The sequence below is a fragment of the Phenylobacterium sp. CCH9-H3 genome, assembly GCF_001557235.1.
Taxonomy (GTDB): Bacteria; Pseudomonadota; Alphaproteobacteria; order Caulobacterales; family Caulobacteraceae; genus Phenylobacterium.
This window is the reverse complement of record NZ_LSJI01000161.1, coordinates 1-23,038: the sequence shown is the minus strand read 5'-3', so window position 1 is coordinate 23,038 and position 23,038 is coordinate 1. Positions and strand designations below refer to the sequence as shown.

24 protein-coding genes and 1 pseudogene are annotated in these 23,038 nt (G+C 70.0%); 10 read left to right on the top strand and 15 right to left on the bottom strand.

Going from position 1 to position 23,038, the window contains the following annotated elements; translation table 11 throughout:
• From AX721_RS14245 to hutI, 4 genes and pseudogenes are all read right to left on the bottom strand, one after another.
• A pseudogene (locus AX721_RS14245) lies at nucleotides 1-528 on the bottom strand (urocanate hydratase); the annotation flags it as partial.
• Complete coding sequence (gene hutG, locus AX721_RS14240; protein WP_068876653.1) at nucleotides 525-1,337, bottom strand: N-formylglutamate deformylase; 813 nt, start codon at nucleotides 1,335-1,337, stop codon at nucleotides 525-527. The gene hutG and the pseudogene AX721_RS14245, both read right to left, overlap by 4 nt.
• A complete protein-coding gene (gene hutH / locus AX721_RS14235) occupies nucleotides 1,334-2,863 on the bottom strand; it encodes a histidine ammonia-lyase (protein WP_068876652.1) in 1,530 nt (509 codons plus the stop codon). Before hutH ends, hutG begins: the two co-directional genes overlap by 4 nt.
• Nucleotides 2,851-4,071: an imidazolonepropionase gene (hutI, locus tag AX721_RS14230; protein WP_068876651.1), complete on the bottom strand. Its 1,221-nt coding sequence runs from the start codon at nucleotides 4,069-4,071 to the stop codon at nucleotides 2,851-2,853. Before hutI ends, hutH begins: the two co-directional genes overlap by 13 nt.
• A gap of 103 nt (nucleotides 4,072-4,174) precedes the next feature.
• On the opposite strand from hutI, the gene AX721_RS14225 reads away from it, so the two are divergent.
• Complete coding sequence (locus AX721_RS14225) at nucleotides 4,175-5,533, top strand: formimidoylglutamate deiminase (RefSeq protein WP_068876650.1); 1,359 nt, start codon at nucleotides 4,175-4,177, stop codon at nucleotides 5,531-5,533.
• A 4-nt stretch (nucleotides 5,534-5,537) separates the two neighbouring features.
• Complete coding sequence (gene hutC / locus AX721_RS14220; protein ID WP_068876649.1) at nucleotides 5,538-6,278, top strand: histidine utilization repressor; 741 nt, start codon at nucleotides 5,538-5,540, stop codon at nucleotides 6,276-6,278.
• A gap of 15 nt (nucleotides 6,279-6,293) precedes the next feature.
• On the opposite strand, the gene AX721_RS14215 is transcribed toward hutC, so the two are convergent.
• The 6 genes from AX721_RS14215 to AX721_RS14190 form a co-directional block, all read right to left on the bottom strand.
• The gene (locus AX721_RS14215; RefSeq protein ID WP_082765206.1) at nucleotides 6,294-6,575 is read right to left on the bottom strand and encodes a helix-turn-helix domain-containing protein; all 282 of its coding nucleotides are present in this window, start codon (nucleotides 6,573-6,575) and stop codon (nucleotides 6,294-6,296) included.
• Between the two features lie 10 nt (nucleotides 6,576-6,585).
• The gene (locus AX721_RS14210) at nucleotides 6,586-7,335 is read right to left on the bottom strand and encodes an amino acid ABC transporter ATP-binding protein (protein ID WP_068876648.1); all 750 of its coding nucleotides are present in this window, start codon (nucleotides 7,333-7,335) and stop codon (nucleotides 6,586-6,588) included.
• Nucleotides 7,332-8,408, bottom strand: a complete 1,077-nt coding sequence (locus AX721_RS14205; RefSeq protein WP_068876647.1) for an amino acid ABC transporter permease — start codon at nucleotides 8,406-8,408, stop codon at nucleotides 7,332-7,334. The genes AX721_RS14210 and AX721_RS14205 overlap by 4 nt, the downstream gene beginning before the upstream one ends.
• Before the next feature lies 1 nt (nucleotide 8,409).
• Complete coding sequence (locus tag AX721_RS14200) at nucleotides 8,410-9,513, bottom strand: amino acid ABC transporter permease (protein ID WP_197422580.1); 1,104 nt, start codon at nucleotides 9,511-9,513, stop codon at nucleotides 8,410-8,412.
• Nucleotides 9,514-9,580: 67 nt separating this feature from the next.
• Nucleotides 9,581-10,618 (bottom strand): transporter substrate-binding domain-containing protein, encoded by a 1,038-nt coding sequence (locus AX721_RS14195; protein WP_231733128.1) that lies wholly within the window; start codon nucleotides 10,616-10,618, stop codon nucleotides 9,581-9,583.
• A gap of 6 nt (nucleotides 10,619-10,624) precedes the next feature.
• Nucleotides 10,625-11,818, bottom strand: coding sequence for a PLP-dependent aspartate aminotransferase family protein (locus tag AX721_RS14190; protein ID WP_068876645.1), 1,194 nt, complete (start codon nucleotides 11,816-11,818; stop codon nucleotides 10,625-10,627).
• Nucleotides 11,819-11,915: 97 nt separating this feature from the next.
• On the opposite strand from AX721_RS14190, the gene AX721_RS14185 reads away from it, so the two are divergent.
• Complete coding sequence (locus AX721_RS14185) at nucleotides 11,916-12,857, top strand: LysR substrate-binding domain-containing protein (protein ID WP_068876644.1); 942 nt, start codon at nucleotides 11,916-11,918, stop codon at nucleotides 12,855-12,857.
• Here AX721_RS14185 and AX721_RS14180 read toward each other — a convergent pair.
• The 3 genes from AX721_RS14180 to AX721_RS14170 form a co-directional block, all read right to left on the bottom strand.
• Entirely contained in the window at nucleotides 12,854-13,324 is a 471-nt protein-coding gene (locus tag AX721_RS14180; protein ID WP_068876643.1) for a RidA family protein, read from the bottom strand. The genes AX721_RS14185 and AX721_RS14180 overlap by 4 nt on opposite strands.
• Nucleotides 13,325-13,404: 80 nt before the next feature.
• The gene (locus tag AX721_RS14175; protein ID WP_068876642.1) at nucleotides 13,405-15,894 is read right to left on the bottom strand and encodes a TonB-dependent siderophore receptor; all 2,490 of its coding nucleotides are present in this window, start codon (nucleotides 15,892-15,894) and stop codon (nucleotides 13,405-13,407) included.
• 228 nt (nucleotides 15,895-16,122) lie between these two features.
• The gene (locus tag AX721_RS14170) at nucleotides 16,123-16,860 is read right to left on the bottom strand and encodes a hypothetical protein (RefSeq protein WP_068876641.1); all 738 of its coding nucleotides are present in this window, start codon (nucleotides 16,858-16,860) and stop codon (nucleotides 16,123-16,125) included.
• Between the two features lie 177 nt (nucleotides 16,861-17,037).
• On the opposite strand from AX721_RS14170, the gene AX721_RS28795 reads away from it, so the two are divergent.
• From AX721_RS28795 to AX721_RS14135, 7 genes are all read left to right on the top strand, one after another.
• On the top strand, nucleotides 17,038-17,472 hold the full coding sequence (locus AX721_RS28795; RefSeq protein WP_068876640.1) for an SRPBCC family protein: 435 nt from the start codon (nucleotides 17,038-17,040) through the stop codon (nucleotides 17,470-17,472).
• Between the two features lie 640 nt (nucleotides 17,473-18,112).
• Entirely contained in the window at nucleotides 18,113-18,481 is a 369-nt protein-coding gene (locus AX721_RS14160) for a transposase (protein WP_068876639.1), read from the top strand.
• Nucleotides 18,478-18,834: an IS66 family insertion sequence element accessory protein TnpB gene (tnpB, locus tag AX721_RS14155; RefSeq protein ID WP_068876638.1), complete on the top strand. Its 357-nt coding sequence runs from the start codon at nucleotides 18,478-18,480 to the stop codon at nucleotides 18,832-18,834. The genes AX721_RS14160 and tnpB overlap by 4 nt, the downstream gene beginning before the upstream one ends.
• A gap of 78 nt (nucleotides 18,835-18,912) precedes the next feature.
• Complete coding sequence (locus AX721_RS14150) at nucleotides 18,913-20,451, top strand: IS66 family transposase (protein ID WP_068876637.1); 1,539 nt, start codon at nucleotides 18,913-18,915, stop codon at nucleotides 20,449-20,451.
• 149 nt (nucleotides 20,452-20,600) lie between these two features.
• Entirely contained in the window at nucleotides 20,601-21,092 is a 492-nt protein-coding gene (locus AX721_RS14145) for an SRPBCC domain-containing protein (protein WP_068876636.1), read from the top strand.
• 205 nt (nucleotides 21,093-21,297) lie between these two features.
• Nucleotides 21,298-21,555, top strand: coding sequence for a type II toxin-antitoxin system ParD family antitoxin (locus tag AX721_RS14140; RefSeq protein ID WP_068876635.1), 258 nt, complete (start codon nucleotides 21,298-21,300; stop codon nucleotides 21,553-21,555).
• Entirely contained in the window at nucleotides 21,552-21,848 is a 297-nt protein-coding gene (locus AX721_RS14135; RefSeq protein ID WP_068876634.1) for a type II toxin-antitoxin system RelE/ParE family toxin, read from the top strand. Before AX721_RS14140 ends, AX721_RS14135 begins: the two co-directional genes overlap by 4 nt.
• A 132-nt stretch (nucleotides 21,849-21,980) precedes the next feature.
• Here AX721_RS14135 and AX721_RS14130 read toward each other — a convergent pair whose 3' ends face one another.
• Both AX721_RS14130 and AX721_RS14125 read right to left on the bottom strand, forming a co-directional pair.
• On the bottom strand, nucleotides 21,981-22,244 hold the full coding sequence (locus AX721_RS14130; RefSeq protein ID WP_068876633.1) for a hypothetical protein: 264 nt from the start codon (nucleotides 22,242-22,244) through the stop codon (nucleotides 21,981-21,983).
• Nucleotides 22,245-22,362: 118 nt separating this feature from the next.
• Nucleotides 22,363-22,743 (bottom strand): hypothetical protein, encoded by a 381-nt coding sequence (locus tag AX721_RS14125; RefSeq protein WP_068876632.1) that lies wholly within the window; start codon nucleotides 22,741-22,743, stop codon nucleotides 22,363-22,365.
• Nucleotides 22,744-23,038: the final 295 nt, after the last annotated feature.

Below are 23,038 nucleotides of genomic sequence, written 5' to 3'. Positions count from 1 at the left end.
CATCCCGCCCAGGCCCGCCGTCAGCAGCCAGCGGCCCGAGAGGTCGCCGGCATAGTGCTGGCGGCCCATCTCCACGAAGGTCTCGTAGGTGCCCTGCACGATCCCCTGGGCGCCGATGTAGATCCAGGAGCCTGCGGTCATCTGGCCGTACATGGCGAGGCCCGCCCGATCGAGCTCGTTGAAGTGGTCCCACGTGGCCCAGCGCGGCACCAGGTTGGAGTTGGCGATCAGCACGCGCGGCGCATCCGCGTGGGTGCGGAACACGCCCACCGGCTTGCCGGACTGGACCAGCAGCGTCTCGTCGTCCTCCAGCCGGCGCAGGGTCTCGACGATCTTGTCGAAGCTCTCCCAGTCCCGCGCCGCCCGCCCGATCCCGCCATAGACCACCAGCTCCGCAGGGTTCTCGGCCACGTCGGGATGCAGGTTGTTCATCAGCATCCTGAGCGGCGCCTCGGTCAGCCAGCTCTTGCACGAAAGCTCCGTGCCGGTGGCGGGGCGGATCACGCGGGTCTTGTCCAGGCGGGTCATGATTTGGCGAAGTCCAGGCAGGCGGTGAGGACGCGGGTGAGCGCGGCGCGCATCGGTGCGGCGCGCTCGTCGACGTAGGGGGTCGGCCAGATCTTGGAGGTCAGCAGGCCGGGCGGCTCGTCCATGTAGCCGCGGCAGGCCAGCTCCATCTGGATGGCGTGGACGCCCGCTGTCGGCCGGCCGTAGTGGCGGGTGGTCCAGCCGCCCTTGAAGCGGCCGTTGGTGACCCGGCTGAACGCGGTGGCGTCGCAGGCGGCCTCGACCGCGGCGGTGAGGGCGGGATCGCAGCTCGCGCCCGAGTTCGTGCCGATGTTGAAGTCGGGCAGCAGGCCGTCGAACAGCCGCGGGATCGCCGAGCGGATCGAATGCGCCTCGTACAACACCACCCTGCCGTGGATCGCGCGAAGGCGGTCCAGTTCGGCCCGCAGGGCGGCATGGTAGGGGTCGAAGTAGTCGGCCCGGCGCTGGGCGATCTCGGCCGCGTCCGGTTCGCGGGTCCGGTACAGCGGCTCGCCATCGAAGGTGCTGGTGGGGCACAGCCCCGTGGTCGCCTGGCCCGGATACAGGGAGGCGCCGGACGGGTCGCGGTTCACGTCGATGACCGCGCGGCTGATCGACGTGCGGATCGTCGTCGCGCCCAGCGACGGCGCGAAGTCGTACAGCTTCTCTATCCACCAGTCGGCGTCCTTGCGCGCGAGCCACGGCGAGATCAGCCGCGCGGCCACGAAGGTCGGAAGTTCCGTCCCCGTGTGCGGGAAGCTCACGACCAGCGGCGCATCGCCCCTATGGATCTCCAGCCACTCGGTCATGCCACCACCGGCAGCGGCAGCCCGGCGGCCTTCACCACGTCACCCTCGCCCACCAGTCCGCCGGCCAACGCCATATCCGGGTGGAAATGCCGGTCGTCCTCCAGGTGCGGGACGTAGGCGCGGAGCAGTCGCCGCACGCCTTCCAGCGCCGGGCTGGACGTCAGCGGACTGTGGAAGTCGCAGCCCTGCGCGGCGGCCAGCAGCTCGATCCCGACGACGGCCTGGACGTTCTTCGCCATCGCCAGCAACCGGCGCGCGCCGTGGGCGGCCATCGAGACGTGGTCCTCCTGGTTGGCCGACGTCGGGATGGAATCGACGCTGGCCGGATAGGCCATCTGCTTGTTCTCGGAGACCAGGGCGGCGGCCGTGACCTGCGGGATCATGAAGCCCGAGTTCAAGCCGGGCTTGGGCGTCAGGAACGCCGGGAGGCCCGACAGCGCGGAGTCCACCAGCATGGCGATTCGGCGCTCGGCCAGCGACCCGATCTCGCAAAGGGTCAGCGCGATCATGTCGGCGGCGAAGGCCACCGGCTCGGCGTGGAAGTTGCCCCCCGACAGCGCCTCGTCGGTGTCTGCGAAGATCAGCGGATTGTCCGAAACCCCGTTGGCCTCATAGCCCAGCGTGGTCGCCGCCTGGCGCAGCACATCCAGGGCCGCGCCCATGACCTGCGGCTGGCAGCGCAGGCAGTAGGGATCCTGCACCCGCTCGTCGTCCTTCAGGTGCGAGGCGCGGATCGCCGAGCCGGCCATCAGCGCGCGCAGGGCGTCGCCCGCCTCGATCTGGCCCGGCTGGCGGCGCAGGACGTGGATGCGGTGGTCGAAGGGGGTGTCCGAACCCTTGGCCGCCTCGGTCGAGAGCGCGCCGGTGACCAGCGCCGTCTGGAACAGCCGCTCGGCCTCGAACAGGCCGGCCAGGGCGTTGGCGGTCGAGAACTGCGTGCCGTTCAGCAGCGCCAGCCCCTCCTTCGGACCCAGGGTGAGCGGCGACAGGCCGGCGGCGGCCAGCGCCTGTCCGGCTGGGGTGCGGACGCCGTCGACGTCGATCTCGCCGACGCCGATCATCGCGGCGGCCATGTGAGCGAGCGGCGCGAGGTCGCCCGAGGCGCCCACCGAACCCTGGGCCGGGATCACCGGCGTCAGCCGCTGCGCCAGCAAGGCTTCCAGCAGCGCGAGGGTGGCCGACGCGACGCCCGAGGCGCCCTGGGCCAGGCTCGCCAGCTTAAGGGCCAGCATCAGCCGCGCGATCGGCTCCGGTGAGGGCTCGCCGACCCCGGCGGCGTGGCTGAGGACGATGTTGCGCTGGAGCGTGGCGAGGTCGTCCGCGCCGATGCGGACCGAGGCCAGCTTGCCGAACCCGGTGTTGATGCCATAGGCCGGCTCGCCCTTGGCCACGATGCGGGCGACGGCGTCGAAGCTGGCGGCGACGGCGGGGGCCGAGGCCGGGTCGAGGCGGACGTCCGCGCCGCGGTAGATCGCGCGCCACTCCGCCAGGGGAACGTCGCCGGGGCGCAGGGTCACCGCGTCCATGTGGTCTGGCCTCCGAATACGCGGGACTGCAGGGGATTGAAGCCGATGCGGTAGACGAGCTCGGCGGGGCGCTCGATGTCCCAGATGGCCAGGTCGCAGGCCTTGCCGGCCTCCAGCGTCCCGACCGCAGAAAGCCGGCCCAGCGCCCGGGCGGCCTCGCGGGTCACCCCGGCCAGGCACTCGTCCACAGTCAGGCGGAACAGCGTCGCGGCCATGTTCATGACCAGCAGCAGAGAGGTCATCGGGGAGGTGCCGGGGTTGCAGTCGGTGGCCAGGGCCATCGGCACGCGGGCCGCGCGCAGGGCCGCGACCGGCGGCAGCCTGGTCTCGCGCACGAAGTAGTAGGCGCCGGGCAGCAGCGTCGCGACCGTCCCGGCCTTGGCCATCGCCGCGATCCCCGCGGCGTCCAGGTGTTCCAGGTGGTCGGCCGACAGGGCTCCGAAGCCGGCCGCCAACGCCGCGCCGTTCAGGTTTGACAGTTGCTCGGCGTGCAGCTTCACCGGCAGGCCGCGGGCTCGCGCCGCCTCGAACACTCGCCGCGTCTGGTCGTGCGTGAACCCGATCCCCTCGCAGAAGGCGTCCACGGCGTCGGCCAGCCCCTCTGTGGCGACCGCCGGGATCATCTCTCGGCAGACGACGTCGATGTAGCCGTCCGGGTCGTCCCCGAATTCCGGCGGCAGGGCGTGGGCGCCCAGGAATGTGGTCGCGATCCGCACCGGCCGAACCTCGCCCAGCCGCCGTGCCGCGCGCAGCGACTTCAGCTCGTCCTCCAGCGACAGGCCGTAGCCGGACTTCACCTCCACAGTCGTCACGCCCTCGGCGATCAGGGCGTCGAGGCGCGGCAGGGCCTGGGCCACCAGCTCGTCCTCCGACGCCGCCCGCGTGGCCGCCATGGTCGACACGATGCCGCCGCCGGCCCGGGCGATTTCTTCGTAGGAGGCTCCGGCCAACCGCAGCTCGAACTCCCGAGCCCGGTCGCCGCCATGAACCAGGTGCGTATGCGGATCGATCAGGCCCGGCGTGATCCAGCGCCCCTCGCAGTCGATGGTCTCGGCGGCCTCGAACGACGGCGCGTCGGCCAGCGAGCCTGCGAAGGTGATCCGTCCGTCCCGGCAGGCGATGACGCCGGCCTGAACCTCGCCCAGCCCCGGTCTCGAGGGGTCGAGCGTCGCCAGCCGCACGTTGCGCCAGACCCGATCGCAGCGCAAGGAATCCTCCCACCGTCCGTCGCGGATACCTAGCGAGGCGTCGCAATTTTGTATAGACATAAGACAATGAGCGACCGCGGTCACCCGGAATTCTGCTGACGTCATGGGCGAGTCCTTCCTCTGGTTCGAGACGGCGCTTCTCCCCACGGGATGGTCGGGACGCGTCCGCCTCACCCTCGCGGAGGGTCGAATCGCGGCCGTTGCGACGGGCGTTGAGCCGCAGGCCGGCGACCACCGCGGGCAGGTCGCCGTTCCGGGACTGCCGAACCTGCACAGCCATGCGTTCCAACGGGCGATGGCAGGGTTGGCCGAGGTCCGTGGGCCCAGTTGCGACAGTTTCTGGACCTGGCGGGAGCTGATGTACCGCTTCGTGGCGCGGCTAGGACCCGATGAGGTCGAGGCCATCGCAGCCCTAGCCTTCATGGAGATGCTGGAGAGCGGCTTCACGCGAGTGGGCGAGTTCCACTATCTCCACCACGCAGCCGACGGCTCGATCTTTGCCGACCCGGCCGAGATGGCCGCTCGCATCGCCGCCGCGGCCGACGACACCGGCATCGGCCTGACCCTGCTGCCCGTCTTCTACGCCCACTCGGGCTTCGGCGGCGCGCCCCCAACGCAGGGGCAGCGGCGGTTCGTCACCACCCCCGATGGCTACGCCCGCCTGCTGGAAGGCTCGCGCGCCGCTGTGGCCGGGCTGGACGACGCGCGGGTCGGCGTGGCGCCTCACAGCCTGCGGGCCGTGACCGAGGCGGAGCTGGTTCAGATCAGCGCGAACGCCAGCGGCCCGATCCATATCCACATCGCCGAGCAGGTGCGGGAGGTGGAGGATTGCGTGGCCTGGTCCGGCGCGCGGCCGGTGCAGTGGCTGCTGGACCGCTTCGAGGTCGACGGCCGCTGGTGCCTGGTGCACGCCACTCACATGACCGCCGACGAGACTGAGCGCCTGGGGCGCAGCGGCGCAGTCGCCGGGCTCTGCCCGATCACCGAAGCGAACCTGGGCGACGGCCTGTTCCCGGCGCCAGAATTTCTGGCGGCGGGCGGCGCGTTCGGCATCGGATCGGATTCCAATGTCCGCATTGATGCGGTCGAGGAGCTCCGGCTTCTAGAATATGGTCAGCGGCTTTCCACCTGCACGCGCAACGTGCTGGCTGAGACCGAGGGCGGCTCGACGGGTGGCGCCCTCTACGGTCGTGCGCAGGCGGGCGGCGCGCAGGCGCTCGGCCGACCCGAGGGGCTGGTGGAGGGCTGTTCGGCTGACTTGGTGGTCCTCGACGAGACACGCCCCGAACTGGCCGCGCGCTCTGGCGACGCGGCGTTAGACGCCTACGTGTTCGTTGGCGGATCCAGACTTGTGAAGGACGTCTGGCGGGCCGGTCGCAAGGTCGTGGAGGGCGGACGGCATCACGCGCGCGACCGAATCGTGACCCGCTACCGGTCTGCGCTTCGTCGTCTGCTCGCCTGACCCCATGAATTCCCCAAAGGACGCCACCCTCCACAAGCGGATCCGGTCAGACATTTCCGAGCGGATCTTGTCGGGCGCTTGGCCGCCGGGTCATCGCATCCCCTTTGAGCACGAGCTGATGGCGCAGTACGGCTGCTCGCGCATGACGGTGAACAAGGCGCTGGCGCCGCTGGCCGAGGCCGGCCTCATCGTGCGGCGGCGGAAGGCCGGTTCCTTCGTCTCGCGACCCCGGATCCATTCCGTGGTGCTGGACATCCCGGACATTCCGGCCGAGGTCATGGCGCGCGGCGAACCCTACCACTATGAACTGCTGTTGCGCCGGCCGCGGACGGCGACGCGTCGGGACATGGAGGAACTGGGCGTTGAGCGGCCGGTGCCGGTGCTGGCGCTAAGGGCTTTGCACCGGGCAAGCGGCCGTCCCTTCGCCCTCGAAGACCGGCTGATCAACCTCGGCGCCGTGCCAGAAGCCGAACGGGTGGATTTTGCGCGCACCGCGCCGGGAAGCTGGCTCCTGGGGCATGTGCCGTGGACCGAGGCGGAACACCGGATCAGCGCTGCAAACGTGCAGATGGCAACCGCCACAGTGCTCGGTATCGAGCGCACAGCCGCCTGCTTGGTGCTCGAGCGGCGCACCTGGCGGGGCGACGATCGAATCACCCACGTGCGTCTGATCTTCCCTGGCGAAGCCTATGATCTGGTGGCGCGATTTGCGCCACAGCGCGGGGGCGGGCGGCCGGAGGGGTAGCGGCGGCGACGCCGACTAATCCGCCGCCGACACCTCGGCGCGCGCGAGTTCAGCCGCCAACTCCGCGAACAGGCCGACGGGATCGAGGCCCAGAACACGGGCGATGTGGTGGAATTCCAGCAGGTCGATGCGGCGCTGACCCCGCTCGATCCGCGTCACGTGGGAATTGGCCTTGCCGAGCGCGTGGGCCAACGCGCGCTGCGACAGCCCGGAGCGACGGCGGGCCCTGAGCAGCACGTCCCGGGCCCGCTGGTATTCGGGGCTGAAGACGGGATTCGGGCGGCGGCCGAACGACATCCCACGCGCCTTAGTGCAGGAGCTGGCCGAGGAAGGCGCGGGTGCGCGCGTGCTGCGGACGGTCGAAGAAGTCGAGGGGCGCCGCGGCCTCGACGATCTGCCCCTGGTCCATGAAGATCACCCGGTCGGCGACCTGCCGCGCGAAGCCCATCTCGTGGGTCACCGCCAGCATGGTCATGCCTTCGCCCGCCAGCTCGATCATCGTGTCGAGCACCTCCTTGACCATCTCCGGGTCCAGCGCCGAGGTCGGCTCATCGAAGAGCATGATCTTGGGCTGCATGCAGAGCGCGCGGGCGATGGCGACGCGCTGCTGCTGGCCGCCGGAGAGCTGGGCTGGATGCTTGTGCGCCTGGTCCGCCACCCGCACGCGGGCGAGCAGCGCGAGCGCTGTCGCTTCCGCCTCGGCGGGGCTGGCGACGCCGGACTGGACCGGGGCGAGGGTGCAGTTCTGCAGCACCGTCAGGTGCGGAAAGAGGTTGAAGCCCTGGAACACCATGCCGGCCTTGCGGCGGATGGCCTGCAGCCGCCTGGGGTCGGCCGTGGCCTCCTCGCCGTCCACGGTCACCTTTCCGGCCTGGTGCCGCTCGAGCTGGTTGACGCAGCGGATCAGCGTCGACTTGCCCGAGCCGGACGGCCCGCAGATCACGATGCGCTCGCCCGCCGCCACGGCGAGGTCGACGCCGCGCAGGGCATGGAAGTCGCCGTACCACTTGTGCAGGCCAATGAGCTCGACGGCGGGGCGTTCGGGAGGCGTGGTCATGGCTCGGTCCGCGTATGACGTTCGAGGGCTTGGGCGAAGCGGCCGAAACCGAAGCAGAGGCCGAAGTAGATGGCCGCGATGAAGAGGTAGGTCTCCATGGCCGGCGAGCTCCACTCGGGGTCGGCGAGCGCGGCCCGGCCGGAGCTGATCAGGTCGAAGAGCCCGACCACCAGGACCAGGCTGGTGTTCTTGATCATGACGATGATGGTGTTGGTGAGGCTGGGGATCACCAGGGCGAGCGCCTGGGGCAGGACGACGAGGCGCTGGGTCTGCCAGTAGCCGAGCCCGAGCCCCTGGGCGGCCTCGGTCTGGCCGGAGGGCAGGGCCTGGAGGCCCCCGCGGACGACCTCCGCCAGGTAGGCGGCCGCGAACAGGAGGAGCGCGATCATCGCCCGGAAGAACTTGTCGGGCAGCAGCCATTCCGGGACCAGCAGGGGCAGCAGGATCGAAGCGATGAACAGGATGCTGAGCAGGGGCAGCGCCCGGGTGAGTTCGATGAACAGGGTGGCGAGGATGCGGATCGCCGGCAGCTCGGAGCGGCGGCCCAGCGCCAGCAGCACAGCCAGGGGAAACGCCCCGCCGACCGCGGTGACGGTGAGGATGAGGGTGACGGGCAGGCCGCCCCACATGGTGGTCGCCACGTAGGAGAGCCCCGCGAACCCGCCGAACATCAGTAGGAGCGCGCCAGGCAGGACCAGCGCCCAGAGCGCCGCCAGGCGGGGACGCCACGCCGCCGGGCGCAGCGAGTAGCCGAGCAGAACGAGGAGGGCCGCCGAGACCAGCATCGGCCGCCAGCGCTCCTCGATCGGATAGATGCCGAAGAGGATCTGGCCCCCCTTGGCGGCCACGAAGCTCCAGCAGGCCCCCCGGGCGTCGCGGCAGGCCGCGGGCTCGGCCGGGAACAGGACCGCGTCCAGGACGGCCCAGCGGATGAGCGGCGCGGCCGCGGACGCGACGGCCCAGACGACCAGCAGCGTCAGGACCGCGTTGAGCGGGCTGCCGAACAGCCGTTTCCCGAGGACGGCGGCGCCCGATGGTGTCCGCGGCGGGCCGAGGATCGCGGTGTCTGCCATCTCAGGGCCGCCCCGGCTGTGCGCGCCGGTTCAGGAGGTTCAGGCCGGCGGCGAGGGTGAGGTTGATGGCCATGTAGACCGCCACGATGATCAGCGTGCCCTCGAGCGGCTGGTTGGTGCGGTTGATGACGGTCCCCATCACCGTCATGAATTCCGAGTAGCCGATGGCGATGGCCAGCGTGCTGTTCTTCACCGTGTTGATGTACTGGCTGGTCATCGGCGGGGTGATCACCCGCAGCGTCTGAGGCGCCACGACCAGACGCAGGATCTGGCCTTCGTCGAGGCCGAGCGCGCGGCCGGCCTCCCACTGGCCGCGCGGCACGGCCTGGATGCCCGAGCGCACGATCTCGGCGATGAAGCCCGCGGTGTAGACCGTGAGCCCGAAGAACACGGTGGCGAACTCCGGCGTCAGCCGCGCGCCCCCCATCAGGTCGTCGCCCTCGGCGCTCGGGACCTCGAGGGTCCAGCCGCCCAGCCCGGCGGCGGCGGCCCAGGCGATGGCGACCGCCCCAAGGGCGGCCAGACCATACGGCGGGCGCCGGGCCCCTGGGCGCGTGCGGCTGCGGGCCGCCAGGCTCGCGAGGACCGGCAGGAGGACGGAGGCCAGGAGCCCCAACCCCAACGCCCAGGCCGGGACGCCCGCCAGCAGCTTCGGCACGGCGATCCCGCGCACCGAGGCGAGGACGCCGGGGAGCACCTCCTGCGCCCCGCCCACCGGCATTGCCTGGCTCCAGAGCGCGTAGAGGAAGATCAGCAGCAGCACCGGCGGGGTGTTGCGCACCGCTTCCACCCAGACCGCGGCGAGCGCGGCCACCAGGGGATTGGCGCTGAGGCGCGCTACGCCCAGCAGCGCGCCCACGACGGTGGCCGCAACGCAGACGAGGAGCGAGAGGAAAAGGGTGTTGGCGACCCCGACGGCGATAGCCCGCAGGTACCCGTCGTCGGGCGCGAAGGCGATCACCGTGTCGGCGATCTTGAAGCCGGCGCGGTCGCCGAGGAATTCGAAGCCGGTGGGGATGCCGCGGACCTGCAGGTTCGACAGCGTGGTGGCGACCATGAGCGCCACGAGGGCGGCGACAAGGGCGACGGCGGCCGATTGACCCACGACAGCCTGCCAGGCGAGCGGCGCCCGGGGCGGTCGCGGCGGGGGGAGCGCCAGGCCGGACATCGCGTCAGACGTCCCAGGGGAAGGGGAAGAGCAGGCCGCCGTCCTTGTACGACCGGTTCAGCCGCCGCTCGGCCTTGATGCGCGTGCCGGCGCCCAGGTTCCGCTCCCAGATCTCCCCGTAGTTCCCAACCTGCTTGATGACGTTGTAGGCCCAGCGCGGGTTCAACCCGATGGCGCGGCCGAAGGCCGGGTCGGCGCCCAGCACGCGGCGGACATCCGCCGGGCCGGTCTTCAGTTTCTCGTCCACATTGGCCTGGGTGACGCCGTTCTGCTCGGCCCAGATGAGAAGGTTCACGGTCCAGCGCACGACGTCGAACCACCGGTCGTCGCCGCGGGCGATGGCGACTCCCTGCGGCAGCAGGTGGTCCAGATAGACGAGGGTGTGGTCGGCGGGGTTGCGGGCCACCGTCGCCACCTGGCTCGCGCCCAGGAAGCCGTCGGTCACATAGACGTCGCAGCGGCCGGAGAAATAGGCGTCGCGGGCGGTGATGGTGGAGTCGAAATAGACCCGCTCGAAGCGGATGCCCTCGTCCGCCTCGACCCGCGTGAGCGTGTTGTCGGCGGAGCTGCCGCCGCTCTGCAGGCAGACGGTGCGGCCGTTCAGCCCGGCTGGGGTGGCGGTCCCGAGCGCCTTGCGGAAGATCAGCACGTCGCTATCGAACTGGGTCACCGCCACGAAGCGGATCGCCATGTCGCGGGTGAAGGTCACCGTGGTGGTGCGCTGGAGCACGTCGATCTCGCCGGTCTGCACGGCCGGCAGCCGCTGAGCGGCGTTGAGCGGGATGAAGCGGATCTTGTTCGCGTCGCCCAGGAGGGCGGCGGCGAAGGCGCGGCAGACGTCCACGTCGAAGCCCCGCCACACGCCCTTCTCGTCCGGGCGGGAGAGGCCGGTGATCCCCTGGCTCGCGCCGCAGGTGACGTAGTCGCGCTTCACCATCCGGGGAATGGCGCCCCGTTCGGCCTTGGGCGCGGGCGCGCAGGCGCAGAGCGCCAGCGCCAGCGCCGCGGCGGCCGGGCCGAGCCGGGGAAGGCGCCCGCGCACGGCGCCTCAGGCCCGGCGCTGGGCGGCGTCGGGGCGCGCGGCGGCGATCCGTCCGAAGGCCGCAGCGAGGTCCGCCTGCAGGTCCTCGGGGTCCTCGAGGCCGATGCTGAACCGGACCACCGGCCCCTCGTGGGGAAGGGGCGCGACCGTGCGCAGCGGCGGACGGTCCAGCACCGCCACGAGGCTGCGCGTGCCGCCCCAGCTCGCGCCGATGGCGAACAGCTTGAGGGACTCCACGGCCTCGGCCACGAACGGCCGGGTCCACGGCTCCAGGAAGACCGAGAACAGGCCAGCGCCGCCTGTGAAGTCACGCTTGAAGTGGTCATGGCCCGGGCTGGAGGGCAGGGCGGGGAACCGCACCTCGGCGACGCCGGGCAGGCCGGCTGCCCAGGCGGCGAGGGGTCCGGCGGTCTGCTCGGCCCGGTCCATGCGGATGGCGAGGGTCTCAAGGCCCCGCAACACCAGGCTGCTCTCGTCGGCGGAGACGCCGAGCCCCAGGAAGCGGCTGTGGTCCTTGAGCCGGCGGTAGAGCGCCAGGTCAGCGACGGAGACCGAGCCCATCATCACGTCGGAATGTCCCGCCACATATTTCGAGAGCGCGCAGACCGAGAAGTCGACTCCGTGGGCCAGGGGCTTGAAGCGCAGCGGCGTCGCCCAGGTGTTGTCGGCCGCCACCTTCGCGCCACGGGCATGGGCCGCGGCGGCGATGGCCGGCACGTCCTGGACCTCCATGCTCATGGAGCCGGGGGACTCCACCCAGACCAGCGCGGTCGCGTCGGTGAGCTGGTCGGCGATGTCCGCGCCCAGCATCGGGTCGTAGTAGCGCGATCCGATGCCGAGGCCGGCCAGGAACCTGTCCGCGAAGGGGCGCACGGTGTCGTAGATCGTGTCCGGGAACAGGACCTCCTGGCCCGGTGCGGCGGCGGCCAGGGTGGCGAGGGCGATGGCCGAGAACCCCGACGGCAGGGCCAGCGTGCGCGCGGCGCCCTCCAGCCGCGCCAGCCGCGTCTCCAGCTCGCGCGACGTCGGCGTGCCGTAGAGGCCGTACGAGAAGCCGTCGTAGATCTCGTCGCGACGGCCCTGATAGGCCGCGACGGTGGGGAAGACGACCGTGGAGGCGCGGTGCACCGGCACCGCGAGGCTCTCGAACGGCGCCTCCAGCCCCTGTCCGGGCGTCACGCAGAGGGTGGGGTCACGCATCTCAACTGCTCCTTGCGGGACCAGGCGTAGCCCGGCCTTGGTAGACGTTCAAATTCATAGTTGCGGCGTAAGCATGCGTGGAGGTTATGCTGACGCCATGAACCTCACCCTGATCGAAGCCTTCAGCGCGGTGATGAAGACCGGCTCCACCACCGCCGCGGCGGAGCTGATGCGCGTCTCGCAGCCGGCGATCAGCCGCTCGCTGAAGCGGCTCGAGGACACCACCAAGCTGAAGCTCTTCGAGCGCAGCGGCCCGCGGCTGACGCCGACGCCCGAGGCGCACGTGCTCTATCAGGAGGTGCTCGACACCTTCGTGGGCATGGACCGGCTGCGCCAGTCGGTGGCCCGGATGCGCGCCGTCGGCACGGGCTCGGTGCGGATCGCCAGTTCCGCGGCGCTGGGCCTGTCCTTCGTGCCGAAGGTGCTGAAGCGGTTCGCCGACCGGCGGCCGGAGGTCTCGATCCGCTTCGAGATCGGCAACTCCGTGACGGTGCGGAACCTGGTGGCGTCCGGCGCCTACGACATCGGCCTCTGCGCCGAGGAGATCGATCGCGCCAACCTGGTCGTGAAGCCGTTCATCGAGACGCGAGGCGTGTGCGTCGTGCCGCCGGGCCACGCCCTGGCGGGCGAGCCGGTCATCCGGCCGCGGATGCTGGACGGCCAGCCGGTCATCTCGCTCGCGCCCGACGACACGGCGCGCCTGCAGTTCGACGCCGCCCTGGCCGCGGCCGGGGCGCGGCCGCGGGTCGTGGTGGAGACCCAGTTCGCCGCCACCATCTGCCAGCTCGCGCTGGAGGGGGCCGGCGTCGGCCTCACCAACTCGCTGACCTACGTCTCCGACCGGTTCGAGCCGCTCGGCCTGCTGGCCAAGCCCTTCGAGCCGGCTATCGCCTTCCGCTCGCTGATGATCCTGCCGCCGCATCGGGCGCGCTCCCGGCTGGTGGACGAGCTGGTGGAGCTGCTGGAACGCGATCGGGACCAGCTCGCCCGCGCCTGCGAAGACCGCTTCGGCCGCTTCGAGCCCCACGCCGGCGCCTAGGACGCCACGGCGAAGGTGGCGGCGACCTCCACGGCGGCGCCGAGCGGCAGGCTCGCGGCGCCCACCGCCGCGCGGGCGTGGCGCCCTGCGTCGGCGAAGACCGCCACCATCAGGTCGGAGGCGCCGTTGATCACCTGCGGGTGGTCGGTGAAGCCGGGTGCGGCGTTGACGAAGCCGGTCAGCTGGACGCAGCGGACGACCGGCTCGAGCGAGCCGCCGAGAGCAGCGCGGAGTTGGGCCAGGATGGCCAGGGCGCAGAGCCTTGCCGCCGCTCGGCCGTCGTCGAGGGAGAGGTCCTCGCCCACCCTCCCGACGACGAGGCCTTCGTCGCCGCACGGAAGCTGGCCGGACACCACGGCAAGCCCGCCGTGCACGACGACCGGGACATAGTTGGCCACCGGCGCGCCGGTGGGAGGAAGCGTGAGGCCGAGCGCGGCGAGCCGGGCCTCGATGGGACTCTGGGTCATGGGGACGCCCTTTGGGCCGCGCCCCGCGGCGCGGCCCGTCATCTGGGGAGGGAAGGGGGAAGCGAGCAGGAAGGGCGGCTCTAGAACTTCCCGGTGAGCCGCACGTACCAGAAGCCGCCGTTGAAGCCGAAGGGCGAGAACTGCGGATAGACGATGCCGTTGTTGATCTGCGCCTGGCGCCGGTCCTTATCGGGATAGGCGTCGAAGAGGTTGTCGGCGCCCACGGCGATGGCGAGGTTCTCTGTGGCCTGGTAGCTGACCTCGGCGTCCACCAGCCACTCCGCCCCGAACTCCTGGTCGAAGGAGAGCGCCGTCGGCGTGGCGTTGGGGACCGCGTCGATCCACTTGCCGTAGTAGTTGGCCCGCACCAGCACGTTCCAGGGGCCGCGTTCCCATGTGCCGGTGACGTTGCCGCGCCAGCGCGGATTGAAGTTGCCGATCTCGATCCGCCGCTCGCGGTCGACGGCGCGGACGTCGCGCAGTTCGGTGACTTTGCTCTTGGTGTAGTTGGCCGCCGCCGTCAGCCCGACCTTGCCCAGGTCCAGCGCCCAGGACTTGGAGAGCACGACGTCGACGCCCTCGGTCTCGGTGTCGAAGAAGTTCCCAAAGAAGCGCACGCTCTGGAGGTCGCCGGCCGGCGTGCCGCGGGCGATGAGCGCGGCGCGGTCGGCCGGGGTGATGGTGATCCGCGAGGTGAGCGCGATGCGGTCTTCCACCTGGATGTTGAAGTAGTCCGCCGTCAGCACCCAGCCGCCCACGTCGAGGACGGCGCCCACGGCGTAGTTCTTGGACTCCTCCTCCTTGAGAGGCTGAGCGCCGTAGAACTGGGCGACCGGATCGGTGGGCGGGCGGGTCGCGATGAGCAGCAGACCGCCGGTAAGCGGATCGATGTTGGTGGCCACGTCGGAGATGTTGGACTGGCCGGGCGTCGGCGCGCGGAAGCCGGTGTTGACGGAGCCCCGCACGGCGAGGCCGTCGAACAGCTCGTACCGGCCGGTTAGCTTCCAGTTGAAGGTGCTGCCGAAGTCCGAGAAGTCCTCGTAGCGGGCGGCCGCGCCGATCGTCAGCCTGTCCATGACCTCGGTCTCGAGGTCCAGGTAAGCCGCCCAGTTGCTCCGCGAGAACGACCCGGCCGAGGCCGGCGTGTAGCCAGGGAAGCCGCTCGAGCCCACGGCCAGGCCGACGATGCGGCCGGTGTCGGGATCGAGGACGCTGGCGAACCGTCCCGCCTGGTAGGAGGCGGGCTCGCCCGGCTTGATCTCGAAGGTCTCGCGCCGGTACTCGGCGCCGAAGGCCACGTTCAGCGGCTCGGCGAACAGGCCGGTGTCGAGGGGGTAGACGAAGTCGGCGTTGAGCCGCCCCTCGCGCTGCTGCAACTCGCCCGCCCGGAACGCGTTCGGGGAGGCCGGGCCCAGGGAGGGGTTGACCGTATTGTCGAGCTTGAACTCGATCTCGTTCTGCGCGAGCCCGGCGCTGAAGTCGTAGCGCAGCCCGCCGAGCGCCTCGCCCTTCGCCCCCGCCGTCAGGCTCATGTCGAGCATGTTGCTGCGGAAGATCGGCGCGAAGCCGCCCGGGAAGCGGCTGGTGAAGCTGAAGCGCGGACCGCCCGGCGTCGTGGTGAGCGGCACGCTGGCGAAGACGTCGGCGCGGCTCAGCGAGCGGTAGAAGAAGTCGGACTCGGCCGAGGCCTGTCCGAAGTTGCCGAAGGCGTAGGCCGTGACCGACGCCGTCGCGGGGAGCTCGGCATTGAAGAACAGGCGGGCGGCGTCGACCTTCGGCGCCCCCCAGCGCTGGGCCGGGTCCGGGACGGCGGTGTTGCCGGCGGCGATCAGCGCCTGGGCGTCCGGCCGCTGCCGGCCGCGCGAGGTCTTGGCCGCGCTGGACAGCTCGCCGCTGATGTTCAGGAAACCCTCGGCGGAGAGCGGTACGCCCACATTGAGTTGGAGGTTATAGTCCTCGCCGTCGCCATCGTAGAACTGGCCGTAGCGGGCGATCGCCGTGACGCCTTCACTCTGGCGCTTGAGCTGGAAGTTGATCACGCCGGCGATGGCGTCGGAGCCGTACTGCGCGGCGGCCCCGTCCCGGAGAACTTCGATCCGGTCCACTGCGATGGCGGGGATCGAGGAGAGGTCGACGCCCTGGGCGCCGGCCGCCAGCGGCTGGTTGGTGATCTGCACCACCGCCGAGCGGTGCCGGCGCTTGCCGTTCACAAGCACCAGGGTCTGGTCCGGCGGCAGGCCCCGCAGGCTGAAGGGCCGCACGAAGGCCGAGGCGTCCTGGGCCACGAACTTCTGCACGTTGAGCGAGACCACGGTGGTCTTCAGCGCGTCGTTGAGGTCGGAGGCGCCCTGGCGCTGCAGGGTCTCGCCGGAGACCACGTCCACCGGCGTGGAGGACTGGGTCAGGGTGACGCCCGCCCGGCGCGTGCCGGTGACGACCACCTCGTCGATCTGTTCGGCGGCCGCACCTTGGGCAAGCGCCAAGGCGGGCGCGCCCCAGACGGCGGCGCTCGCCGTCGCCGAGATGGAAGCCAGTAGCGCCGCTCGCGCGGCCGAACGCCTCGAACCCATGCCATTCCCCCTTGGGCTGTCGCCGGCTGCGGGCGTTCCGCGGGCGGCAACGGAACCGACCACGGGGCAATCAGCACTTCAAATGCGGATTTGAGCGTCTTTATGCACCGGTGTTATGTAAGCTCAAGGCAGCGCCCCGCGCTCCGCTCACCGTTTTGGAGGCGTTCGGCCAAGCGACATGACTTGGGTCCCTCACGGGATGGCGGTCAGCTTCAAGTGCGCAGGCGCCTAGCGCACCCGCACTGAACCCTCCCAGACGCCCGCGTTCGGAGTGGACTTGTCCACTGCGGTCACACGTAGGCGATAGTCACCCGGCGGCGTCTCTGGAAACGCGCCGGCGAAGACGCTGGTGGTTCCGGCATAGGTGAGTGGGGTGCGCGCCACGACCGTGCGCCCGCGAGAGAGTTGGGCTTCGAGGGCGTAGTTGTCGGCGTTCCAGAGGCCGCCCGGCTCGATGGGGCAGCCGCACATGAGTGTGACCTTCGCCGAGAGCTTCGGGGTCCGCGACTCCATGAGCGCAAAGTCCGGCTCGATTACGAGGCCTGCGAAAGTCAGGACCCATCCGTCGCCGGAGATGTCTCGACCCGGGAGCACCCAGAGGTTTGAGGTCACCCGCACCTGTGAGGCCGGCTTGCCCAGCGGGCCGACGCCTTCCGCTTCGATCAGCGTCGGCGTGTCGATGTCGACCACCGCATCGAACCCGGCGGTCGAGGCGTCGCTGATCTGCGCACCTCGGCCGCGAGGCGTGCGCATGATCCGCTGCGTGTCACCCGTGCCGCCCTTGGTGATGCCGCGCGCGAGCACCCGCTTGGTGCGGGCGTCGCGAAGGGTGACCTGTACGCCGCCCATCTGATCGCCGATGAACTTCGCATCCAGCGACTGAGCGCGGACCGTGACATGGGTCGGTTCGGCGGCCGCGACTGTGGCCACCATCGAGAGACTCACCGCGAGTGCCTTCAGCTTCATAGATCACGCTCCCTGCAGATAGTCGCGACCGCCTAGGGCGACCGACCACCCCGAGGAAATTACGAAATGGTGCGAGCGAACTCGTAGACATCCGGCGGGCGCCCCGATCGATGGACGAAGGCGCCTCCTCCGCTGATGGAGGCTAGCGGTGATCTTGGCCAGCACCTATGAAACGCCATGTTCGAACTAAACCATGTCGCGGAGGTGGAGGCGACAGCGGACGACGTGTGGCGCACGCTCCTCGACTTCGAACACTATGGGGCGTGGACGCTCGCTTTGCGGATCCGCGGCCAGGCCGAGGTGGGCGGCGCTGTCGACTACACGCCAACCCACCGGCGCGCAGGTAGGGCGCACCCATTGATCTTGCATTGCTTCGTCACCGCAGTCGAACCGAGCCGAAGGCTCGTCTGGGTGACTGGATTGCCCTGGATCATGAACTTCGAATTCGCTTTCGAGCTTGAACCGAGGGGCCCCCGAGCGGTCGTGCGGCACAGGGCGCGGGTGAGCGGCCTGGGGACGTTCCTCGCGCGATGGAGAATGGCCGCGCTCATGTCGCCCACGTTCGAACGCTTCACCGACGATCTTGGTCGCCGTTGTGCGAGGCGAAGATGACTTGGGCGAGGCGTGCGATGACCAGACGGCCGCGTTCGAGCTGGTGCTTGCCTGCACCGGCTGGTGGGAAGATCCTGACCATCCGTCGCGACAGGCGGAGGCTTTGACTCGGCGGTTCTGGCGGGAGATCAAGGCCATTCGCTTGGGGAATTGCGATGTCCGGCAGCCGTCAGGAAGGGATCACCGCCGCCAAACGGCTGCTGCGCACGCTGAGTAGCGCGCCCGATCCGCGTCGCCGGGCTCGCTCGCTACGGCGGCATGTGGAGGGCGCGCGTCGCGAGCGGCTCCGCTACCGCCGTGGAGCTACACCACGTCCCGGGACACGACCCGCTAAGTGCTCAGTACCGACGTGTGGGGGACTCAGCTTAGCTGAGTGCGCACACCGGGAAGATCTACGGGCCAGGTTCTACACGGCTGCGACACGACCACGCGCGCTGTCCGAGCGGCGATACAGCGATCGAAAGCTCCGATCCAGGAGCTCGCCTAGCAGCACGGACTGAACTGCAAGACGGTGGCCCTCGGAGCAGGCGACTCGATATTCGGCGCCTGCACATGCAGCCGCGTAAGCGGCGTCCCGACCCCACCTTCACGCGGCTGATGTGATCGCCGAGAGTCCGAGCCTAGTTGGCTTGGTGTGGTGATGATGCCTGGTGACGATGTGCTGACGATGCCGGTGGCTCGTCGGATCGAGGTCTTTACGGGGCCTGGCCAGCGGCGGCGCTGGAGCGCTGAGGCCAAGGCCCAGATCGTCGCGGAGAGCTATGAGACCAGCGTCGGCGACGTCGCTGATCGCTACAGCCTGGCGAAGACGCAGGTGTTCACGTGGCGGCGCGATGCGAGGCGCTCGGCCTTCGCGGAGGTGGTCGTGGAAGATCCGGAGCCGGGTTCTACCGATGCGCCGGACGGCGCGATCGAGATCGAGCTTGTGGGCGCGCGCGTGCGGATCGGCCGTGAGGCCGACGCGCGGATGGCGGTGGCGGTGATCGGCGCCTTGCGGGCTGGCCGATGATCGGTCCGGCCGGATCGGTCCGCGTTCTGGTGGCGGCGCGGCCGGTGGATTTCCGGAAGGGCGCGGAGGGTCTGGCCGGGCTGGTGCGCGAGCAGATGGCCGCGGATCCGTTCAGCGGGACTGTCTATGTCTTCCGCGCCAAGCGAGCTGATCGCATCAAGCTGATCTACTGGGACGGCACGGGGCTTTGCCTATTCGCCAAGCGCCTGGAAGACGGGGAGTTTCGCTGGCCCAAGATCCAGGACGGGATGATGCGGCTTACGTCGGCCCAGCTCGGAGCCTTGCTGGAGGGCTTGGACTGGCGGCGCGTACACCAGGCCCGGCGGACCCGCACGCCCGTCGCCGCAGGGTGAGGTTCAGGCCTGCGGCGAGATGACTCAGCCTGTTCGTAGGGGCGCCTCAAGGCGCGTTTGATGGCTGTAGTCTCGGCCATGACGGGCCTGGCCGATGCTCTGCCGCAGGATGTCGAAGCGCTCCAGGCGCTGATCCTGGCCGAGCGCGCCGCCCACGCCGCCGAGGCCGAGCGGCTACGGCAGATCATCAAGGAGATGCAGCGTCACCGCTTCGGCCGGCGCGCCGAGACCCTGCCCATCGACCAGCTGGAGCTGGCGCTGGAAGAGGTCCAGCAGGAGGCGGCCGCACAGGCCGCCGGTGAGGAAGCCCGCGATCCGGAGCGCAAGGCCGCCACCGCCGCCAAGCGCCGCTCTAACCGCGGCGCACTGCCCGAGCATCTGCCGCGGATCGAGACCGTGGTCGATGTGGAGGACAAGGCCTGCCCCTGCTGCGCGGGAGCGCTGCACCTGACCGGCGAGGATCGCGCCGAGCGGCTCGACATCGTGCCGGCCCAGCTCCGCGTGCTGGTGGTGCGGCGGCCGAAGTACGCCTGCCGCGCCTGCGAGGACGTGGTGGTCCAAGCCCCGGCCCCGGCCCGGCTGATCGAGGGCGGCATCCCCACCGAGGCCATGGTCGCCCATGTCGCGGTCAGCAAGTACGCCGATCATCTGCCGCTCTACCGTCAGGCGCAGATCTACGCCCGTCAGGGCATCAAGCTCGATCGCTCCACCCTGGCGGACTGGACCGGCCGCGCGGCCTTCCTGCTCCGGCCGGTGCACGAGCACCTGCTGCAGACGCTCCGACGATCCCCCAAGCTCTTCGCCGACGAGACCACGGCCCCGGTGCTCGATCCGGGGCGTGGCCGCACCAAGACCGGCCAGCTCTGGGCCTATGCCCGCGACGACCGCCCGTGGGGCGGCACCGATCCGCCGGCCGTGGCCTATGTCTACGCGCCAGACCGCAAGGCCGAGCGGCCGATGGCGCACCTGACCGGCTTCAGCGGGGTGCTGCAGGTGGACGGTTATGGCGGCTACCGCCCCTTGGCGGAGAATGGCCCGGTCCAGCTCGCCTTCTGCTGGGCCCACGTGCGCCGGCGCTTCTACGAGCTCGCCGCCGCCGGCCCCGCGCCGATCGCCAGTGAGGCGCTCGATCGGATCAAGGCGCTCTATGCCGTGGAGGCCGAGATTCGCGGTTTTGAGGCCGACGACCGCCGGGCGCTCCGCCAGGAGAGATCCCTACCGGTGATCCAGGCGCTGGAACCGTGGCTGCGGGCCAAGCTCGAGACCATCAGCCAGAAGACCAAGCTCGCCGAGGCCATCCGCTACGCCCTCTCGCGCTGGGCGGGCCTCACACTCTTCCTGAACGACGGCCGCATCGAGCTCGACAACAACATCGTCGAGCGCTCCATCCGCCCCCTGGCGCTCAGCCGTAAGAACAGCCTCTTCGCCGGCTCCGACGGCGGCGCCGAGCACTGGGCGATCCTCGCCTCGCTCATCGAGACCGCCAAGCTCAACGACGTCGACCCGCAGGCCTACATCACCAACGTCATCACTCGCATCGTCGCCGGACACCCGCAGAGCGAAATCGATCAGTTGCTGCCCTGGAGCTATCAGGCCAAACCGGTTGCCGACGCCTGAGAGGCTCATTCTGGACGTGGCCGCAATTCAACGGCTGCTCTCAGGCATGGAGTCAAAGACGGTCGCCACCCTGAGCCGGCCTTTTGTGAAGCTGGACCGGCAACGCTACGGTCCTATGATCTACCGTAGTCAGCCGGCGGAGACGGAGCATGGCCGAAGCGGGTTTGGGCAGGATTTTTTCCTCCTCCGAAGGCCACTACACGCTGACCTTCGAGCGCGACCTCCCCCATTCGCAGGGGGACGTCTGGCGGGCGATCACAAACGCGGACCGCGTCGGGTGTTGGCTCTCCGACGCAGAGATTGAGCTTTGGCCGAGAGGTCGACTTCGGCTGAGAGGACAGTGCCACGTCGACGGTGAGGTGTTGGTGATTAGCGCTCCTGCCCTGTTCAGATGGACGTGGCCTCATCCAGACCACCCCGGATCAGAGGTCGAGATCAGGGTGTCCGTGCTGACCGAGGGGGCTTCGCGCGTGACCCTCTCTCAAACTGAGTTGCCGAAGCGTCACCTTCTCGAGGTCGCGGCGGGCTGGCACACCCATCTCGACGCGCTCGCGCTGGCGGTGCTCGGCGTGCGTACGCCGTTCGATCCGGAGCGTGCTGCCATGCATTTCCGCCGCTACTCGGCAGTCGTCGCACCATAGGCTCCCAGGCCACCTTCCACAGGAGTTCACAATGTCCGCTGCCGGGCCCGCCGCCGGTGGGACGGCTGTGGTCTCGGAACACCGCTTACGCAGCCGCCCCGCCGGCCGGCGCTGGGCGGACGCCGCGTGGCGTGAGCCGTCCAAGTTCGCAGGCGTTGATAATAGTTGATAAGGGCGCTATGTTTCGTGGCGACGGAGGAGTGTCATGATCAGCGCCGACCTTGGCCTTCAACTCGAAAGTTTCGTCAGCCGCCTCGTGGAGACTGGCCGATACAACTCCAAAAGCGAAGTGCTCCGCGAGGGCGTGCGCCTGGTGCAGGAGCGAGAAGCCCGGCTTGCGGCGCTCGACGGTTCCATTGCGCGCGGATTGGCCGACGCTGATGCGGGTCGGATCAAGCCGGCCGAAGGGGTGTTCGATCGCCTGGAAGCCAAGTATCGCGCCATGGCGCAGCCGAAGGAATGATCGTCGAGCTCTCGCACCAGGCGGAGAGCGACCTAGAAGCGATCGGCGACACGATCGCGGCTGACAGCCGACGGCGGGCGTTGAGCTTCGTACTCGAACTGCGGGAAAAGTGCCTCGAACTCGGCGATCTGCCGGAGCGGTATCCGCTGGTGCCTCGCTACGAAGCCAGCGGGATCAGACGGCGAGTGCACGGCCGCTACCTCATTTTCTACCGCGTCGGAACGGACAAAGTGGTGGTGATCCATGTCCTGGCTGGCGCGATGGACTACGAGCCGATCCTGTCTCCTGATTGACGCGATGCGAGGTCTTGGAATGATGTTCATGTCTGAACCTAGCATCTGGCCGGAAGCGCCGGCGGCAGGTCATGCCGCCGGCGCCCCTCCGTTCCCCGCCGAGGGGATACTCGAAGCGGGGTCGGGAACCGGCTAGCCTTTCGGCGCGGCGCCGTGACGGTCGCCCATCATGCGGTCGCACATGTCCTTCGGTATCGGGCAGTCGCGGGATTGCGCGACGGCCTTGGCCTTCGGGACCTTCACGATACGCACAAAGTTGTCCTTGCCGTTCGCAGACCGCACGGTGCGGGTGACATAGTCACCGTCGGTTGCGGCTGGAGCCGCGTTGGCGGCGGTGGTGACGGTGATGATCGTCAGGGCGGCGAAGGCCGCCGAAAGCAGAGTCGAGAGTTTCATTGGGTCTAACCTGATTGGAGTTGGATAGCCGCGAGACGCGGGTGCTCGCATGCCGGGCCACGCTCCCTTGGCGGGACGCGTGCGCGGTCATGCCGCCGCCAGGGCGGCGCGTTTCAGGTCAGCCTCGAGGCGGTCGCTTCAGGCCGGGAGGCGCATGGGCGTGGAACGCCTTCAGCGGCGCAGCTTCTACATGCGGACGCCCGACGGGCGCCGGGGCCTGGATCGGCACATCGGTCAGGGCGGCGGCCGTCACGCACATGGCGGCGCAGGCTTTCGCGCAGGCTTGGCTGTCATGCTTGGCCGGCGCGCCGTCCTCGTCGCAGCAGCTGTGATCGGCAGCGTGGACGGGGTGTGCAGCCTGCGGCGCGTCCATGGACATGGCCGCGCCGCCGGGCTTGTGATGCAGGCACGCTGCGGCGCCGGCAGACGCGGCCACCGGCGTCATCAGAAGGCCTAGGACGGCCAGGAAGGCGAGCAGGAGCCGCATCTCGTCGCTCATATGGGGCCCTTAGCGCGGACCGTCACATGAAATTTCGGTATTGACGCTCGACGCGCTCTCAATGAGCGGCGGGTCCGCGCCTGTGCTATGATGCGTTCGTGAGGCGTCTTGGCGTGCTTTTGGCCGCGATCGTCGCCTTGGCCATCGCGGTCGCGCCGGTCTATGCGAGCGGCGCCATCCCCTGCCCCTGCAGCGCAGCGGCGACGGACTGTCCGTGCCACGCCGGCGGGTGCGATATGTCGACGCCACCGGCCGGCGTGGCACGGACAGTCCGTCGCCGCTGCGCTGCAGGGGC

Excerpts from the sequence above, each read along its gene's own strand:
- hutG (WP_068876653.1), bottom strand. The coding sequence starts at position 1,337 with ATGACCGAGTGGCTGGAGATCCATAGGGGCGATGCGCCGCTGGTCGTG.
- hutH (WP_068876652.1), bottom strand. The coding sequence starts at position 2,863 with ATGGACGCGGTGACCCTGCGCCCCGGCGACGTTCCCCTGGCGGAGTGG.
- AX721_RS14225 (WP_068876650.1), top strand. The coding sequence starts at position 4,175 with ATGGGCGAGTCCTTCCTCTGGTTCGAGACGGCGCTTCTCCCCACGGGA.
- hutC (WP_068876649.1), top strand. The coding sequence starts at position 5,538 with ATGAATTCCCCAAAGGACGCCACCCTCCACAAGCGGATCCGGTCAGAC.
- AX721_RS14215 (WP_082765206.1), bottom strand. The coding sequence starts at position 6,575 with ATGTCGTTCGGCCGCCGCCCGAATCCCGTCTTCAGCCCCGAATACCAG.
- AX721_RS14210 (WP_068876648.1), bottom strand. The coding sequence starts at position 7,335 with ATGACCACGCCTCCCGAACGCCCCGCCGTCGAGCTCATTGGCCTGCAC.
- AX721_RS14205 (WP_068876647.1), bottom strand. The coding sequence starts at position 8,408 with ATGGCAGACACCGCGATCCTCGGCCCGCCGCGGACACCATCGGGCGCC.
- AX721_RS14190 (WP_068876645.1), bottom strand. The coding sequence starts at position 11,818 with ATGCGTGACCCCACCCTCTGCGTGACGCCCGGACAGGGGCTGGAGGCG.
- AX721_RS14185 (WP_068876644.1), top strand. The coding sequence starts at position 11,916 with ATGAACCTCACCCTGATCGAAGCCTTCAGCGCGGTGATGAAGACCGGC.
- AX721_RS14180 (WP_068876643.1), bottom strand. The coding sequence starts at position 13,324 with ATGACCCAGAGTCCCATCGAGGCCCGGCTCGCCGCGCTCGGCCTCACG.
- AX721_RS14175 (WP_068876642.1), bottom strand. The coding sequence starts at position 15,894 with ATGGGTTCGAGGCGTTCGGCCGCGCGAGCGGCGCTACTGGCTTCCATC.
- AX721_RS14170 (WP_068876641.1), bottom strand. The coding sequence starts at position 16,860 with ATGAAGCTGAAGGCACTCGCGGTGAGTCTCTCGATGGTGGCCACAGTC.
- AX721_RS28795 (WP_068876640.1), top strand. The coding sequence starts at position 17,038 with ATGTTCGAACTAAACCATGTCGCGGAGGTGGAGGCGACAGCGGACGAC.
- AX721_RS14160 (WP_068876639.1), top strand. The coding sequence starts at position 18,113 with ATGATGCCTGGTGACGATGTGCTGACGATGCCGGTGGCTCGTCGGATC.
- tnpB (WP_068876638.1), top strand. The coding sequence starts at position 18,478 with ATGATCGGTCCGGCCGGATCGGTCCGCGTTCTGGTGGCGGCGCGGCCG.
- AX721_RS14150 (WP_068876637.1), top strand. The coding sequence starts at position 18,913 with ATGACGGGCCTGGCCGATGCTCTGCCGCAGGATGTCGAAGCGCTCCAG.
- AX721_RS14145 (WP_068876636.1), top strand. The coding sequence starts at position 20,601 with ATGGCCGAAGCGGGTTTGGGCAGGATTTTTTCCTCCTCCGAAGGCCAC.
- AX721_RS14140 (WP_068876635.1), top strand. The coding sequence starts at position 21,298 with ATGATCAGCGCCGACCTTGGCCTTCAACTCGAAAGTTTCGTCAGCCGC.
- AX721_RS14135 (WP_068876634.1), top strand. The coding sequence starts at position 21,552 with ATGATCGTCGAGCTCTCGCACCAGGCGGAGAGCGACCTAGAAGCGATC.
- AX721_RS14130 (WP_068876633.1), bottom strand. The coding sequence starts at position 22,244 with ATGAAACTCTCGACTCTGCTTTCGGCGGCCTTCGCCGCCCTGACGATC.
- AX721_RS14125 (WP_068876632.1), bottom strand. The coding sequence starts at position 22,743 with ATGAGCGACGAGATGCGGCTCCTGCTCGCCTTCCTGGCCGTCCTAGGC.